This window comes from Streptomyces sp. NPDC107517 (assembly GCF_055582645.1).
In genome coordinates this window covers 105857-120414 of the sequence record NZ_JBVJPM010000013.1, presented here as the reverse complement: position 1 = coordinate 120414, position 14558 = coordinate 105857, and the positions used below count along the sequence as shown (strand labels likewise).

General features: G+C 71.1%; 12 protein-coding genes and 1 pseudogene. 3 read left to right on the top strand and 10 right to left on the bottom strand.

What is annotated here, in order from left to right; all coding sequences use genetic code 11:
* The first annotated feature begins 112 nt into the window (after positions 1-112).
* Together ACZ67T_RS27815 and ACZ67T_RS27810 are read left to right on the top strand one after the other, a co-directional pair.
* Positions 113-1066, top strand: a complete 954-nt coding sequence (locus ACZ67T_RS27815) for a LamG-like jellyroll fold domain-containing protein (protein WP_469987711.1) — start codon at positions 113-115, stop codon at positions 1064-1066.
* 53 nt (positions 1067-1119) lie between these two features.
* Positions 1120-3243 carry a PQQ-dependent sugar dehydrogenase gene (locus tag ACZ67T_RS27810; protein ID WP_469987710.1) on the top strand — a complete coding sequence of 708 codons (2124 nt, stop codon included), beginning with the start codon at positions 1120-1122 and terminating at the stop codon, positions 3241-3243.
* Positions 3244-3319: 76 nt separating this feature from the next.
* Here ACZ67T_RS27810 and ACZ67T_RS27805 read toward each other — a convergent pair whose 3' ends face one another.
* The 8 genes from ACZ67T_RS27805 to ACZ67T_RS27770 form a co-directional block, all read right to left on the bottom strand.
* Positions 3320-4393, bottom strand: a complete 1074-nt coding sequence (locus ACZ67T_RS27805; protein ID WP_469987709.1) for a mechanosensitive ion channel family protein — start codon at positions 4391-4393, stop codon at positions 3320-3322.
* A 225-nt stretch (positions 4394-4618) separates the two neighbouring features.
* Positions 4619-5134, bottom strand: a complete 516-nt coding sequence (locus ACZ67T_RS27800; protein WP_469987708.1) for an NUDIX hydrolase — start codon at positions 5132-5134, stop codon at positions 4619-4621.
* Positions 5135-5163: 29 nt separating this feature from the next.
* A complete protein-coding gene (locus ACZ67T_RS27795) occupies positions 5164-6174 on the bottom strand; it encodes a Gfo/Idh/MocA family protein (protein WP_469987707.1) in 1011 nt (336 codons plus the stop codon).
* On the bottom strand, positions 6171-7187 hold the full coding sequence (locus ACZ67T_RS27790) for a Gfo/Idh/MocA family protein (protein WP_469987706.1): 1017 nt from the start codon (positions 7185-7187) through the stop codon (positions 6171-6173). The genes ACZ67T_RS27795 and ACZ67T_RS27790 overlap by 4 nt, the downstream gene beginning before the upstream one ends.
* A 42-nt stretch (positions 7188-7229) precedes the next feature.
* On the bottom strand, positions 7230-8063 hold the full coding sequence (locus tag ACZ67T_RS27785; RefSeq protein WP_469987705.1) for a carbohydrate ABC transporter permease: 834 nt from the start codon (positions 8061-8063) through the stop codon (positions 7230-7232).
* Complete coding sequence (locus tag ACZ67T_RS27780; protein WP_469987704.1) at positions 8056-9024, bottom strand: carbohydrate ABC transporter permease; 969 nt, start codon at positions 9022-9024, stop codon at positions 8056-8058. The genes ACZ67T_RS27785 and ACZ67T_RS27780 overlap by 8 nt, the downstream gene beginning before the upstream one ends.
* On the bottom strand, positions 9024-10295 hold the full coding sequence (locus tag ACZ67T_RS27775; protein ID WP_469987703.1) for an ABC transporter substrate-binding protein: 1272 nt from the start codon (positions 10293-10295) through the stop codon (positions 9024-9026). The genes ACZ67T_RS27780 and ACZ67T_RS27775 overlap by 1 nt, the downstream gene beginning before the upstream one ends.
* 40 nt (positions 10296-10335) lie before the next feature.
* Positions 10336-11487 (bottom strand): ROK family transcriptional regulator, encoded by a 1152-nt coding sequence (locus tag ACZ67T_RS27770; RefSeq protein WP_469987702.1) that lies wholly within the window; start codon positions 11485-11487, stop codon positions 10336-10338.
* 136 nt (positions 11488-11623) lie between these two features.
* Here ACZ67T_RS27770 and ACZ67T_RS27765 point away from each other — a divergent pair.
* Positions 11624-11799: pseudogene (locus tag ACZ67T_RS27765) on the top strand (NAD-dependent succinate-semialdehyde dehydrogenase); the annotation flags it as partial.
* Positions 11800-11823: 24 nt separating this feature from the next.
* Here the strand turns inward: ACZ67T_RS27765 and ACZ67T_RS27760 are convergent.
* Both ACZ67T_RS27760 and ACZ67T_RS27755 read right to left on the bottom strand, forming a co-directional pair.
* Positions 11824-13089, bottom strand: a complete 1266-nt coding sequence (locus tag ACZ67T_RS27760; RefSeq protein ID WP_469987701.1) for a cupin domain-containing protein — start codon at positions 13087-13089, stop codon at positions 11824-11826.
* Positions 13086-14276, bottom strand: coding sequence for a hypothetical protein (locus tag ACZ67T_RS27755; protein ID WP_469987700.1), 1191 nt, complete (start codon positions 14274-14276; stop codon positions 13086-13088). The genes ACZ67T_RS27760 and ACZ67T_RS27755 overlap by 4 nt, the downstream gene beginning before the upstream one ends.
* Between the last annotated feature and the right edge of the window lie 282 nt (positions 14277-14558).

The window sequence follows — 14558 nt, the reverse complement described above, 5'->3', positions numbered from 1 at the left end:
GCCCCGCACCAGATGTACCGCGATCGCCCGGACCGCCGTCCGCGCCGGGCTCGCACCACGCGCCGGGCGTACCCGATCCGCCAGAGGCACACGACACACCGCACTTGCCGCCGTGGCCCTCGCCTCGGTCGCCGTCCTCGCCGCCGCAGCGCTTCCCGCGCAGGCGAGCGGCCCCGCCACCGGGGTCCCCGCGCAGGCCAACGGCTCTGCGGGACACGGCTCGTTGCGCTCCCACGCAGTGGCCGCGTACGACTTCGGGCACCCCGATCCCGCCGATCCCGCGAAGGAGCGGGACATCGGACGCTCCCACACCCCGCTCACGCTCATCAACGGCGGCTCCGCGATGCGCGTCGCCGACGAGGCCTACCCGGGCAGCTCGCCCGCCCTTCAGGTCCGCCAGCAGAACCCGGCCACCGCCGGCAACGACGACTGGAAAGCGGGTACTTGGAACGAGGCCGGGGTCGACTCCCTCGGCGCCTTCAACAGCGCCAAGGCCGCCACCGTCATGGGCTGGTTCAAGATGACGGGCGACAACCCCACCCTCAACTCCAACACCGCCAACCCCACCGACCGCTACGGAGCGATCGGACTCGCCGGGGTGCTGTCCGGCACCAGCGACGGCCACGCCGTGCGCGCGCTGCTCGAACTCATCCAGGTCAATGGCGAGTTGAAGCTCGTCGCGCTCGGCCGCCGCCTCGACAGCGGCGCCTCCCAGACCTTCGCCGCCTCCGCCGACTGGCAGCAGCTCCTGCCCCGTGGCGAGTGGGTCCATCTGGCCGCGACCTTCGACTTCCGCGACGGCACGATGGCCCTGTACCGCGACGGCAAGCCTCTCGACGGCTTCTACGTCACGCCGGGCGACCCCTGGGAGCTCACCACCACACCGGCGCCGCACCGCGCCTCGCCGACCGACCCGCGCGGCATCAAGATCGGCGGCAGCTTCCCGCAGAACACGCGCGAGAACAACGCCTGCGACTGCCGCATGGACGATCTCCTCTTCCTGGACCGCGAGGTGACGGCAAATCAGGTCGGTGCCGAGTACCGCCGCATGACGCGCGGCCGCTGACCCGCGTACCCCCGACCTCCTCCCAGCCGTACTCGCCGTCCGAAGGGACCCGCATGGCAGCACGACGCAAGAATCCAAGACTCTGGGCGGCCTTCGCCGTCACCGCGACCCTGGCGCTCGGCGGACTCGCCGCGCCCTCGCACGCCGACGAGCCCGCCCCCGCCGCCGCGACCGCGGGCCTCAGCGACCCGATCCCGGAGAAGCCCGCCCAGTCGAGGACCGGCCTGGTCCTCTCGGAGTACACCCAGTTCCCCAAGTCGGAACCGGTACCGGCGCCGACGGACCCGCGTCTGATGCGCCACGCCAGAATCAACACCATCAACGAACTCCCGGACGGTTCCGGCCGGATGGCGACCCCGGACCTCAACGGGACGCTGTATCTCACCGACCCCGGCACCGCCGGAAAGAACACGGGCGGCACCCCGCACCCGTACCTCGACGTGAAGGGCACCTTCCCGCACTTCTTCTCGGGCCGCGGCCTCGGCCAGGGCTTCGGATACGCCGCGTTCCACCCGCAGTTCGCGAAGAACGGCCGCTTCTACACCATCCACACCGAACTCGCCTCGCAGGTCACCCAGGCGCCCGACTTCAAGCAGGCGGGCACCACCACCTACCACGGCGTCATCACCGAGTGGACCGCCGACGACCCGCAGGCCGCCGTCTTCCACGGCACCCACCGCGAGGTCCTGCGCATCGGCTTCACCGGCCAGGTGCACGGCATCCAGCAGATCGACTTCAACCCGACCGCCAAGCCCCACGACAAGGACTACGGGCTGCTCTACCTGGCCGTCGGCGACGGCGGCCAGGGCGTCGGCAACAGTGAACCGCAGAACATGGCGCTCCCGCACGGCAAGCTCCTGCGCATCGACCCGGCGGGCCGCAACAGCGCCAACGGCAAGTACGGCATCCCGGCCGCCAACCCGTTCGTGTCCACACCGGGCGCCCTCGGGGAGATCTACGCCGTCGGCATGCGCGACCCGCACCGCTTCAGCTGGGACACGGGCGGCAGCCACCGCATGTACCTCGGCCACATCGGCGAGCACGCCATCGAGTCGGTGTACGAGGTCAAGGCCGGCGACAACTTCGGCTGGAGCGAGCGCGAAGGCCCGTTCCTCTTCGACAAGAAGACCACCGACCCGTGCGCCCGCATCGCGCCGCTGCCCGCCGACGACGCCAAGTACGGCTACACGTATCCCGTCGCCGCGTACGACCACGACCCCGGAGCCGACTGGGACTGCCGCTCCGACGTGGGCCGCGCGATCGCCGGAGGCTTCGTGTACCGGGGCAAGGACGCGCCCGAGCTGCGCGGCACGTACATCTTCGGTGACCTCGTCGACGGGCGGATCCTGGCCGCCGACACGCACGACATGCGCCGTGGCGCCGGTCTAGCGCCCCTCAAGTCGCTGATGCTGTACGACCAGGCCACCGGCAAGAAGGTCACCATGCGCGACCTCGCCGGGGACCAGCGCGTCGACCTGCGTTTCGGCACCGATCTCGCCGGTGACCTGTACATCGTCTCCAAGGCGAACGGCAAGGTCTGGAAGGTCACCGGCACCCGCACCTTCGCGGACTGCAACGTGGGCAACACCCCCACCACGCACACCACCGGCGCGGACAACTGGGCGCCTGTCACCCCCGCCAAGTGGGAGTTCACCCGGCGCGAGACGGTCCTCACCGAGCCGGGCGTCTCCCGCCCCGGCCCGCGCCGCCCCTTCGAGTACGCCGTCCTCACCGCGGGACCGCGCTACTCGAACGTGACGATCGAGGCCGAGGTACGCATCGACACCCCGGTCGACATCACCAACCGGGACGTCATCGTCGTCTGGGACTACAACTCCGACACCCAGTTCCAGTACGCGCACCTGTCCAGCGACAACAGCATCTATCCGCACAACGGCCTGTTCACGGTGAACAACGCGGACCGGCTCCGCATCGACGACCAGTGGAACGGCACCTACGGCGCGCCCCCGGCCATCAAGGACGCCGACTGGCACAAGGTCCGCGTCACGCACTGCGCGGACACCGGCGAGACGGCCGTCTACATGGACGGCAGCCGCACGCCGCTGATCACGGGCACGGACCCGGTGTTCTCCTCGGGCCGTGTGGGCTTCGGCTCGTTCGACAACAACGGCCGGATCCGGGACCTGAAGGTCACGGGGACGGTGGCGCGCGACTGACCCCGAGAGGTCGGAAGCACGTGGGGGGAGCCGGTCCGCTGTCCGGACGGACCGGCTCCCCCTGGCTGTGCCGTCGCTACGGAATCTGCGGTGCGGCCTCACGCTGGTGCGGGATGGCCACCGCGCCCTGCTGAAGTGCCACCGTCCGCGTGGGCGCCGGGATCCGGATGCCCTCGTCCCGGTACCGGGCGTGCAGGCGCTTGATGAACTCGTGCTTGATCCGGTACTGGTCGCTGAACTCGCCGACGCCCAGGATGACCGTGAAACTGATGCGGGAGTCGCCGAACGTGTGGAAGCGGATGGCCGGTTCGTGTTCGGGGACGGCACCGGTGATGTCGACCATGACGCTCTCGACGACCTCGGCCGTGACCCGCTCGACATGCTCCAGGTCGCTGTCGTAGCCGACGCCGACCTGGACGAGCAGGGTCATCTGCTGTTCCGGGCGGCTGTAGTTGGTCATGTTGGTGGAGGCGAGCTTGGCGTTCGGGATGATGACCAGGTTGTTGGAGAGCTGACGCACCACGGTGTTGCGCCAGTTGATGTCGACGACGTAGCCCTCCTCGGCGCTGCTGAGCCGGATGTAGTCGCCCGGCTGCACGGTCTTGGAGGCCAGGATGTGGACGCCCGCGAAGAGGTTAGCGAGCGTGTCCTGGAGCGCGAGCGCCACCGCGAGACCGCCGACGCCGAGAGCGGTGAGGAGCGGGGCGATGGAGATGCCCAGCGTCTGCAGGACCACGAGGAAGCCCACCGCGAGCACCACGACCCGCGTGATGTTCACGAAGATGGTGGCCGACCCGGCGACCGCGGACCGCGACTGCGCCACCGACCGCACGAGCCCGGAGATCACCCGGCCCGCGGTGAACGTGGCGACGAGGATCAGCAGCGCCGTCAGCGTCACGGTGACGTTGTGCCGGGCCCGGGTGGTGAGCGGCAGCGCGGAGGCGGCCACGGCGGCACCGGCGGCGACCGCCGCCCACGGCACGAGGGTGCGCAGGGCGTCCACGATGACGTCGTCGCCGCCCCAGCGCGTCCGGTCGGCCCGCACGCCCAGCCAGCGCAGCATCATGCGCAGGAGCAGTCCGGCCGCGAGCCCCGCGGCGATCGCGATCCCGGCCACGATCAGATCGTCGGGCGTCATCGCGCGGTTCACCGGCGGCCTCCCGCGCCGTGAACGAGGTCGTCGTGCGCCGCCGGGAGCGGCCGTATGTGATGAGTCGTCACCTTGCTACCTGCTTGTCCGTAGGTGGTGCTGCCGCGCCTGCACCGACGCGCCGGGACATCCTGCCGCACGCGTCGAGGTGCACGCGCGCGGGGGATGGCCCTCACCTGCGCCAACAGGGCAGATGCCCGGCCTTGAGCCACGCGCCGCCGCCCCTCAGCGCGCCGTCCCCGGCCCGTTCTCACGGCCCAGCGCGACATAGCGCGCGTGCGCCTCGAGGGAGTCCGACACGAACGGGTACTGGCGCATCGCGTTCGTCAGGCCGGTCTCGGTGAGCCAGTCGTGCCAGACGATCTCGGAGGGCAGCGGCGCGACCGGCCCGTCGACGGTGACCTCGTGCACCCCGAGCCAGTACGGGCCGATCTCCCCGCGGCAGAGGTACTTGAAGACATAACGGACCGGCGCCGTGACTCCGAGTTCCTCCGACAGCTCGCGGGCCGCCGCGGCCTCGTACGACTCGCCCGCGTCGACACCCCCGCCGATCAGCCAGTTGTACCGCCCGGGGAACCGCGAGACGTGCGGCGCCCGGCGATGCACGAGGATCCGCCCCGCCGGGTCGCGGCACACGACCGTCGCCACCCGGTGCAGCCACCCCTCGCGGACGGCCGCGCCCCGGTCCACCGTGCCGAGTACGCGGTCCTGTTCGTCCACGCGGTCCACCAGTTCGCTCATACGGCCACGATGGCAGACGCGGCCGGTCGTCACCGCACCGGCACTGCCCTCCCCTCGGCCGCGGACCGGTACGCCGCGGTGACGATCCGCAGGGAACGCAGACCGGATTCGCCGTCCGTCACGCTCGTCCCGCCGTCGCTCCCGTACAGGAACGAGTGCAGCATCAGGGCGTCCAGGTTGACGCCGTAGGGCAGTTCGAAGGGCGCGCGGGACGCCTCGCTGAAGCCGTGGACCTTCTGGTCGAAGGCGTCCATCTCCAGGGTCGCCCGGTCGCCGATCACCTGCATCTGCAATCCGCCCCAGGCCGGATGGTGCTGGGGCTGGCTCCAGCTGCAGTCGATCGTGGCGACCGCCCCGTTCGCGTACTCGACGGTGACGAGCCCCGCGGTGTCCGCGTCGACCTGCCCCTCGTGGAGCACGTTGTTGACCTGTGCGTACACCGTGGTCGCCGGGGACGCCTCGAAGAGGTCGTCCAGGAGGTCCGCGATGTGCACCGTGTGGTCCATCAGGGCTCCGCCGCCCGCGAGTTGGGGGTCGGCGAACCAGCGGCGCCGGGCCGCCGGCAGATAGCCGTTGTTGGCGCCCGACACCGCGAGGACACCGCCCGCCGTGCCCGACCGCACGGCGGCGCGCACCGCCGTGTAGGCCGGGCTGAAACGGACGGGGTGCGCCACCGCGAGCCGCACGCCCGCCGCGCGGCACGCCTCGACCATCGCCGTGCCGTCCTCCTCCGTCGTCGCGAGGGGCTTCTCGCACAGCACGTCCACGCCGTGCGCCGCCGCCAGTTCGACGAGGGGCCGGTGGCGGACGTTCTCCGAGCAGACGACGACCTTGTCGGGGCCCCAGGCGAACAGCTTCTCGTACGAGTCGGCGTAGGCCACCCCGAGCCGGTCGGCGAACTCCCGGCCGCGGACCTCGCCGTGCGCCGCCAGGTCCGTGTCCGGGTCGGCCGCGAGGACCTCGACGCCTTCCATCCCGTCGAGCAGGCGGGCGAACCCGCCTGCGTGGACATGCGCGAACGACAGCACTCCGACCTTCATCGGGCCGCCTCCTCGGAGATCTTGAGTTCCACGGGCTCGCCGGTACGGGCCGAAGCCGCCGCCGCTTCCGCGATCCGTACCGCCTCGACGCCGTCGCGGGCCGTCACGCGGGGAGCTGGCCCGCCTTCCACGGCAGCGGCGAACTCGCGCAGCTCGGTGAGGTAAGGGCTCTCCGTCATCGGGCTGCTGGGAATGCCCTCGCCGGGCGGGCGCGTGCCCTGGGCGAGGATGCGGAACCCGGGCAGCGCCGTCGAGTCGTGCTCCAGGATCCCGTCGGGCCCCGCGACGCGGAACGTCGTACGGAACTGGAGGTCCGGCAGACCCCACACGCCGAGAATGTGGCTGATCGCGCCCGACGCGTGGGTCAGCACCGCCGTGCCGACCGCGACGTCACCGGGCTTCGCGCCCGGCTCCTGGCGCCCGCGCAGCCGTGCGTGGACGCGTACGACGTCGCCCGCGAGCAGGCGCGCGAAGTCGAGGTCGTGGATCATCTGGTCCATCAGGATGCCGCCGGACAGCGCCGGGTCGCAGAACCACGGGGCCCACACCGGATAGGCGCCCGAGCGGGTGAAGCGCAGTACCGCCGGGGTACCGATGGCACCCTCGGCGACGGACCCGGCCATCGCCGCGTACGCGGGAAAGTAGCGGACCACGTGCGCCGGGAACAGCAGCACGCCCGCCGCCTCGGCCGCGTCCGCCATCTCGGCGGCCTCGGACGCGGTGAGCGCGAGGGGCTTCTCGCAGACGACGTGCTTGCCGGCGGCGATCGCGTCGAGGGCGAGTTCCCGGTGTGTGAACGTGGGCGTACAGATGTCGACGACGGTGGAGCGGTCCAGGAGACCGGTCAGACTGTGCGTGGCGGTCACGCCGGACCCGGCGTACTTCGCGGCGAGCTTCTCCGCGTTCCCGTCCGTGGACAGGATGGTGACGCGTGCGCCCAGCTCGATCCACGCGGGCAGATGGGCCCGGGCGATGCCGCCCGCGCCGATCAGACCCACATCGAGGCGTGTCATGGCGTTCCTTTCTGGAGACGGAGGTTCGGCCCTGCCTGCGACTCAGCCCTTGGTGCCGCTCTGGGCGATGCCCTGCACGAAGTGCCGCTGGAGGAAGAGGTAGAGGACGATCATGGGCAGGCTCGCGATGAGCGAACCCGCCATCATCACGGGGTAGTTGGTCTCGAACTGGCCCTCCAGGGACGTCAGGCCCGCACTGATCGGCATCTTCGCCGGATCGGTGTTCACGACCAGCGGCCACAGGAGGTCGTTCCACGACCACATCGCCGTGATGACCGCGAGGGCGGCGAGCGCCGGGCGGATCAGCGGCAGCATGATCGACCAGAAGATCCGGAAGGGCCCGGCGCCGTCGATGCGGGCCGCCTCCTCCAGCTCTCTGGGCAGCGCCATGAAGAACTGCCGCAGGAGGAAGGTCCCGAAGGCGCTGAACATGCCGGGGAGGAAGAGGGCCGGCGTCGTGTTGAGCAGGCCGAGCCGCTGGATGATGTCGTACTGCGGCAGGATCAGCAGCGACGAGGGTACGAGCAGCACCGACAGGAACAGCGCGAACAGCACGTTCTTGCCGCGGAACCGCATGCGGGCGAAGGCGTACGCGGCGAGCGAGCAGAAGACGAGCTGTCCCACCGTACGGGCCACGGTGTTGACGACGCTGTTGCCGAGCATGTCGCCGTACGGCATCGCGGTGAAGACCTCTTTGAACGACGCCCAGTTGGCGTGTTCGGGGAAGAACGTCACCGGGACGTGCACCGCCTCCGGCAGGGTCTTCAGCGCCGTCAGCAGTTGCCACAGGAACGGGAAGACCATCACCAGGGCGCCCAGCGACAGCAGTGCGTGCGTGGCGACGGAGCCGGGGCGGATCCGGGAGCGCTCAGGCATAGTGCACCCACTTCTTCTGGAGCCGGAACTGGACGTAGGTGAGCGCCGCGGTGAGCAGCATCAGGACGAACGCGAGGGCGGCCGCCGCGCCCTGGTTGTTCTGCTGGAACGCCCATTGGTAGAAGAGGCTCACCACGGACTGCGTGGAGCCGAGGGCCGGGTTCGTGGGGCTCATCATCACGTAGATGAGGTCGAAGAGCTGCAGTGAGTTGATCACGCAGATGACCGCTGCGAAGAAGATGCTGGGGCTCAGGAGCGGCAGCGTGATCCGGAAGAAGCGGCGCACCGGGCCCGCCCCGTCCAGCTCCGCGGCCTCGTAGTAGTCCTGCGGGATGGCCTTGATCCCCGCGATGAAGATGATCAAGTAGTAGCCGACGCTCTGCCACACGAGGACGAGGCCGATGGCCCACAGTGCGGACGACGGGTCGGAGGCCCAGAAGTGCCGGGAGACGCCGAACCACGACAGCATCTCGTTCAGGAGGCCGAAGTTGCCGTTGTACAGCCAGTTCCAGACGAGGCCGATGGCCACGGGCAGGGTGACGAACGGGATGAAGTACAGGGCGCGGTAGACACCGACTCCCCGCAGTCCGCGCCGGTTGAGCAGGGCGGCGACGGTGATCGAGACCGGCAGCGTGACCAGTCCGATCGCCCCGTAGAGAAGGGTGTTGCCGAGCGCACGCCACACGGTGACGTCGCGGACGACGCGGGCGTAATTGTCGCCGCCCACCCAGGAGTTGCCGCCGAAGGGCCCGAAGGTCGTGAAGCTGTAGCCGAAGGTCTGGATCATCGGCCAGATGTAGAAGACGAGAAATCCGACGGCGATCGGCGCGATGAACGCGTACGCGGCTTTCTGTGTACGGGAGTTGGGGCCGCGCGCGGTGCCGTCGCGGCCCGCCTTGGTGCGCGGATTCCTGATCCGGCCCTCCGCCTCGGCGGCGGCGGTCGACGGGAAAACGGCCATCACTTGTCCTCCTCGTCGAGGGCCCGGTCCATCTGCCGGCCGAGCGTGCGCGCGGCCGACTCGATGCCGCCCTTGCCGCTGAACGGCGCGCCGAGCAGCAGATATTCGAGGTCCTCCCACACGGCCGTGTTCCTGGAACTCGGGTACGGGACCGCGTAGTCGAGCATGTCGATGAAGACCTTGAGGTCGAACTCGGGCATCGACTTGAGCCAGGCATCCTGTGTCCCCGCGTACGAGGAGATGGTGACGCCGCCCTTCGACTGGATCTCGGCCGCCTCGCGCCGCGCCAGGAAGTCCACGAACTTCCAAGCGGCCGTCTTCTTACGGGATTTGGCGCTCACAACATTGGCGAGACCGTGGATGACGGTGGCTCGCTCCCGGCCCTTGGGGAGCACGGCGACACCGCCGTGGTCCTTGATCGCGGGCGTGGCGTGCATGAAGGACGCCATCGCCGACAGGTCGTAGTTCATGGCGACCTGCTCGGACAGGAACAGATTGCGGCCCTTCACGTCCGCCATCGCGCTCTGCGGCGGCGACCAGCCCCGGTCCACGAGATCGGTCCACAGGCGCAGTCCCTCGACGGAGCGCTCGTCGCCGAAGCCGGAGCGCCCCTCGCGCAGGACGTAGCCGCCCGCGCCGAAGATCGACGGGTAGAAGTTCTTCTGCCGGTCCATCTCGGCGGCGATCCCGTACACACGGGTCCGCGGGTTCGTCAGCTCGCGTGCCGCGTCCCGCAGGTCGTCCCAGGTCCAGGAGGCGTCCGGGTAACCGACACCGGCCTTGTCGAACAGCGCCTTGTTGTACCAGAGCCCGACCGTGTCGAAGTCCTTCGGAATCCCGTACTGCTTGCCGTCGTACGCGTACAGCTCGACGAGCGCCTCGGGGTGCCGGCCGAGCGGGGTGCGGTCGCGGGCCGCGTACGGGCCGAGCGGCTCCAGGACGCCGTTCGCCGCGTACAGCTGGATGTTCACGGCGTTCATCCAGAACACGTCGGGCGCGGTCCCGCCGCGCATCGACGTCCTGAGCGTCGTCCAGTACGAGGACCAGGGCGTGACCTGGATGTCCACGGAGACGTCGGGGTTCTTGGCCTCGAACGCCTTCACGATCTGCTGCATGCCCGCGAGCTGGGCCGGATCCCAGATGCCGTACGAGATGGTGGTGCGGCCTCCGCCGCCCGACGAGGTGGAACCGGAAGCCCCGCCGCCGCTGTCGCACGCGGCCACGAGGGGCGTGGCCGCGAGCGCACCGGCGAGAAGCGTTCTCCTGCGCATGCGCGCCTCCGGAGGGTGAGGGGGGACGGTGTGTGTGGGGTCAGGGAACGGGGGACGGGCGCAACGGGCCTGTCCCGTACGGCAGATGGGAGTCGAGAGCGTCCAGCGCGCGGCGGACCGCACCGAGTGCCACGCCCTCACGGCCGAGCGCGCTGACCGCGATGCGCGGCACGTGCAGCGTCAACGGCCGCAGCTGCTCCGTGAGCAGGGGCCCGAGCGCCTCGCCGACCGGGGAGAGCGCGCCGGAGAGGACGAGGAGCTCGGGGTCCAGAGCGAGGACGAGCGCGGCGATGCCCGGGGCGACCCCGGCGAGATAGCCGTCCAGTACGGCCCGCGCCCCGTCGTCCCCGGCCCGTACGGCCCGCGCGAGGGCGTCCGTCTCGGACTCGCCCGGGAGCCGCTCGCCGTCCCACGCCAGCCACTTCTCCGCGGCGTCCAGGCCGAGTTGGGGCAGGATGCCGAGCTCGCCCGCGCCGCCGCGGCGGCCCCGGTGCAGCTTGCCGTTGATCATCAGGCCGCAGGAGATGCGCCGCCCGACGAGCACGCAGGCCACGTCGTCCGCGAGCGTCGCCGCGCCCTGCCAGTGCTCGGCAAGCACCGCAAGATTCACGTCGTTCTCGACGAGGATCCGGCACGGGAAGTCGTCGGCGAGCCGGCGCGCGAGATCCAGGTCGGTCCACTCCGGGACGATCACCGACCGGATCCGGCCCGTGTCGTCGACCATGCCGGGTACGCCGATGCCGATGGCCCAGACGGCCTCGGCCCGCAGATTCTGCTCGACGAGGAAGCGACGCAGCCGCCCGCGCAGCAGCTCGATGCGCTCCGTGCCGCTCAACTCCGCCGCGATGTCGTCCCGTTCGCGTGCGACGACCTCGCCGTCGAGCCGGGCGAGCACCAGCACGATCTTGCGCAGTCCGATGTCGACGCCGACGACGTGCCCGGCCTCGGACCGGAAGCGCAGCCGACGGGCCGGACGTCCGGGCGTGCGCCCGGCGGGTGGAGCGTCGGTCTCGGCGATCCAGCCCTGCGAGACGAGCTCGTCGACCAGCGCCTCGACCGTCGGCCGCGACAGTCCGGTCGCACCCGCCAGCTGGCTGACGGTCTGCGGACTCTCCCTGCGCAGCGCCCGCAACACGACACCCGTGTTGAGCCCGCGCAACGCAGCGAGGTCGTGCCCCCGCGCCCCAGCCATCGTGATCCGCTCCCCTCATGTCGGGTTGCGAAGGACTGTTGCATAACCCGACTCCCTTGGGAACCATGATGGTTGAGCGGGTTATGCAGAAGTCTTGCGAATTCGGTGCGCGGGCCTGAGGCGGGGGACGGAGCCGAGAGTCAGTGAGGCCACCCGGTTGGCCCGTGGCGGCCTCAACACCGGCCTCGTCTTCAGCCCGGCCGTACCTTCGGCGACGTCAAGCAGTCCGGCATCGGGCGTGAGGGAGGCCGCGTCGGCACCGACGAGTTCCTGGAGTACAAGTACCTGGCGAGCCCGGCGCCCGGTCAGTGACGGCGATGACGGACCGGCGGGCCCTCAGATGCGCTCCAGCGCGCGGAACGCCGTCAGATCCGCCAGCAACCCCCGTGCCGCGGGCGTGAGTTCACGCACAGGCAGCGGTCGTCCGGAGTTGAGGACCCGCAGTACGGCGGACAGGTCGGCGGCCGACAGCTCCGTGGCCGCCACATGGCCGCACGCCGAGAACAGGCGCCGGCCGGCGGCCTCGGTCCACAGCACGCGCTCCGTGGCACGCACGACGTCGTCGTCGCCGAACCTGCCGCGCGGCGCCGGCGGCGGCGCGGGCCGGAAACCCCCGGCCGTCCAGTGCCGCAGGGACTGCCGGGCGACGCGCTCCGCCAGCGGCCCGCGCGCGCCCGCCGCACGGAAGTGCGCGAGCGCGCGCTCCAGGGGTGCGGGCAACTCCGCCCCGGCCTCGCCGTCGGGCACGAGCAGACCCTCCTCGCCGGGCGGAGCGGCGTCCGCGGGATCCGGGTCCGGCGCGAGGAGCGTCTCAGGCGTCACGTCGTGCAGCAGGTCGTAGAGCTCGGCCGCCGCCTGCCGCCCCTCCCGTACGACGCTCACGCGCACGCCGGTCGACGCCCAGCCGGCATAGGGTTCGGCGACGGGGGCGAGGTGCGACGGCCAGTACAGCAGGTCGCCCGGTTCGGCCTCGACGGTGAACGACGTGCCCCGGTCCGCCGCACCGAACCGCATCCGCTGCCGCCCGCCCAGCACGTACAGGAACGTCGCGACGCGCTGCCCGGGAAGCGCCTCGGCGAGCGGCTGTTCGTACGTGCCGTGGACCAGCGTCGTGAAGGCGCTCGGCACGGGCTGCCCCACCCGCGCCCACAGACCGGCGTAGAAGGCGCGCTCGCGCGCCCACAGCGGATGGTGGAACGCGTGAAAGGCCTGGAGGGACAGGGAGTACGGCTCGCCGGAGAGCTGCCGGACGAGCCGCTGGTGGTAGCCCGCGAACGAGCCGTCCCTCGGCTGCGGCAGGAAGTCGCCGGGGTCGGTCTGCGGCTCGCCGCCGACCGCGAACCCCGCGCAGGGCGGCACGCCGAACGGCCCGCCGCGGTGCGCCGCGGCGACGGAGGTCTCGAACACCTCGTGGTCGTCGAAGGGGGCGGGGGCGACCGACTTGATCAGCACGGGCTGCCGGTCCCAGTACCGGTCGCCGAAGACCTGCCAGTCGAGCCGGGTGAGCCGTTCCAGCTGCCCGGGGGAGGTGGGACCGGTGGCGCGGTTCGTGGGTTCGGCAGCGCGGCGTGCGGGCCCGGCGGCGCGAGGATCCTCCCTCATGCCGCCCCGTCTCCGTCCACCAGTTCGATGGCGCGCACGCGATGCAGGTCGGACAGGAGCGGGATCAGTGCCTTCGCGGGTATCCGCGATCCGCGGCCCAACTCCGTTACTGCGACGGCCCGTCCGGACCGCAGCCGGTTTCTGACGCGTTCGGGTCCGGCCCCCTCGACCGCCAGGGTGTGCCCGTTCGCGGCCCACACGGCGCGCCCGGGGCCGTCCGGTATGCGGAAGATCTCGGCCGAGGCCCGTACGCGCAGACCGGCATCCAGGGGTGCGGCCGGTCGTGGCGGAGGCACCGGTTCGAGTCCCGCCGCCGATCTGCGGGCCGCCCACGCCACGTGCAGCTCCCTGGCCGGTCCCGCACCGGAGGCGAGTCCGGCGAACAGCCGCGCGGCGGCGGCGACCGGCTCCGCCGCGCCGACCTTCCCGTCGGGGTCCGCCGGGGGAGGGAACGGCAGGACACCGGGGACGCCCGTGTAGACGCGGTCCTCCTGCATCCGGTCCGCGAGGAGTCCGCGGACGTGGGTGAGGGCGGCGGCGTGGCGCGCGGGGACGGTGATCCGTAACGTGGTGCAGCGGTCGAGGTAGTGATCGAGGTGACGGCACCCGGCGGGCCAGTACACCAAGTCGCCGGCCTCGGCGGCGAGTTGATACTCGGTGCCGGTGTGTTCGGGCCACAGTCTGACCGTCATCGTGCCGGCGAGTACCCAAGTGAGCGCGAACGAGCCGGGGCGCGGGGCGGGGGCGTCGGGGCCGGTGCAGTGCTCTCCGAGGGCGAGTGCGGCCGTCACCGGCAGGGTGGGCCAGCCCACCGTCCGCCACAGCCCGGAGACGAGTTCGCGTACATGTGCCCAGAGCCCGAAGTCGCGCCACAGTGGCTGCCGCACACTCAACAGCCATCCGGAACCGCTGAGTCGACGGCCGAGCCGGTCCCGGTACGCGTCCGGGTCGGGGTCGTCACGGCCGGGCAGCAGCACGCCCGCGTCGCGTAACCGGCCCTGCGTCGCGGTGGCGAAGCGGACGCCGGCCGTGTCCCCGGCGGGCGGTGCACAGGAGGCGGCGACGGCCCCGTAGACCTGCTCCGGCCCAAGGCCCGGGGCGAACGGAACCGCGGCAGGCTCCCTGCCCCAGTGTGCTTCGGCGAACCGTTTCCACCTGGCGGAGAGGTCGGGCTCTGTCGCATTCATGGCGTCGAGAATCTGTCAGAGCGCGATCGAGCGAGTCAACGGTTGACCCGTAATCGGCAGACATATGGCGCGGAAGTGGTGCTGCGTCCCAGTGGTTCGATCTCGTCTGTCCTGGCGCGCCCCGGCGGGTCCTGGCCTGTCCTGGCCCGTCAGGTACCGGCATCGGAGGAGTCGGGAGCGTGGTCGAGGGGTGGGTGAAAGGTGAGGGAAGTGTGGAATCTGAGGCGCCCCGGCGGCGGTATGTCGGATTCCCGTGTATTCACCACGCAGTTGCCGCCGGTA

What these genes read in the sequence shown, in the direction of transcription:
- ACZ67T_RS27810 (WP_469987710.1), top strand. Translation starts at nt 1,120, where the DNA reads ATGGCAGCACGACGCAAGAATCCAAGACTCTGGGCGGCCTTCGCCGTC.
- ACZ67T_RS27800 (WP_469987708.1), bottom strand. Translation starts at nt 5,134, where the DNA reads ATGAGCGAACTGGTGGACCGCGTGGACGAACAGGACCGCGTACTCGGC.
- ACZ67T_RS27795 (WP_469987707.1), bottom strand. Translation starts at nt 6,174, where the DNA reads ATGAAGGTCGGAGTGCTGTCGTTCGCGCATGTCCACGCAGGCGGGTTC.
- ACZ67T_RS27790 (WP_469987706.1), bottom strand. Translation starts at nt 7,187, where the DNA reads ATGACACGCCTCGATGTGGGTCTGATCGGCGCGGGCGGCATCGCCCGG.
- ACZ67T_RS27785 (WP_469987705.1), bottom strand. Translation starts at nt 8,063, where the DNA reads ATGCCTGAGCGCTCCCGGATCCGCCCCGGCTCCGTCGCCACGCACGCA.
- ACZ67T_RS27780 (WP_469987704.1), bottom strand. Translation starts at nt 9,024, where the DNA reads ATGGCCGTTTTCCCGTCGACCGCCGCCGCCGAGGCGGAGGGCCGGATC.
- ACZ67T_RS27775 (WP_469987703.1), bottom strand. Translation starts at nt 10,295, where the DNA reads ATGCGCAGGAGAACGCTTCTCGCCGGTGCGCTCGCGGCCACGCCCCTC.
- ACZ67T_RS27770 (WP_469987702.1), bottom strand. Translation starts at nt 11,487, where the DNA reads ATGGCTGGGGCGCGGGGGCACGACCTCGCTGCGTTGCGCGGGCTCAAC.
- ACZ67T_RS27760 (WP_469987701.1), bottom strand. Translation starts at nt 13,089, where the DNA reads ATGAGGGAGGATCCTCGCGCCGCCGGGCCCGCACGCCGCGCTGCCGAA.
- ACZ67T_RS27755 (WP_469987700.1), bottom strand. Translation starts at nt 14,276, where the DNA reads ATGAATGCGACAGAGCCCGACCTCTCCGCCAGGTGGAAACGGTTCGCC.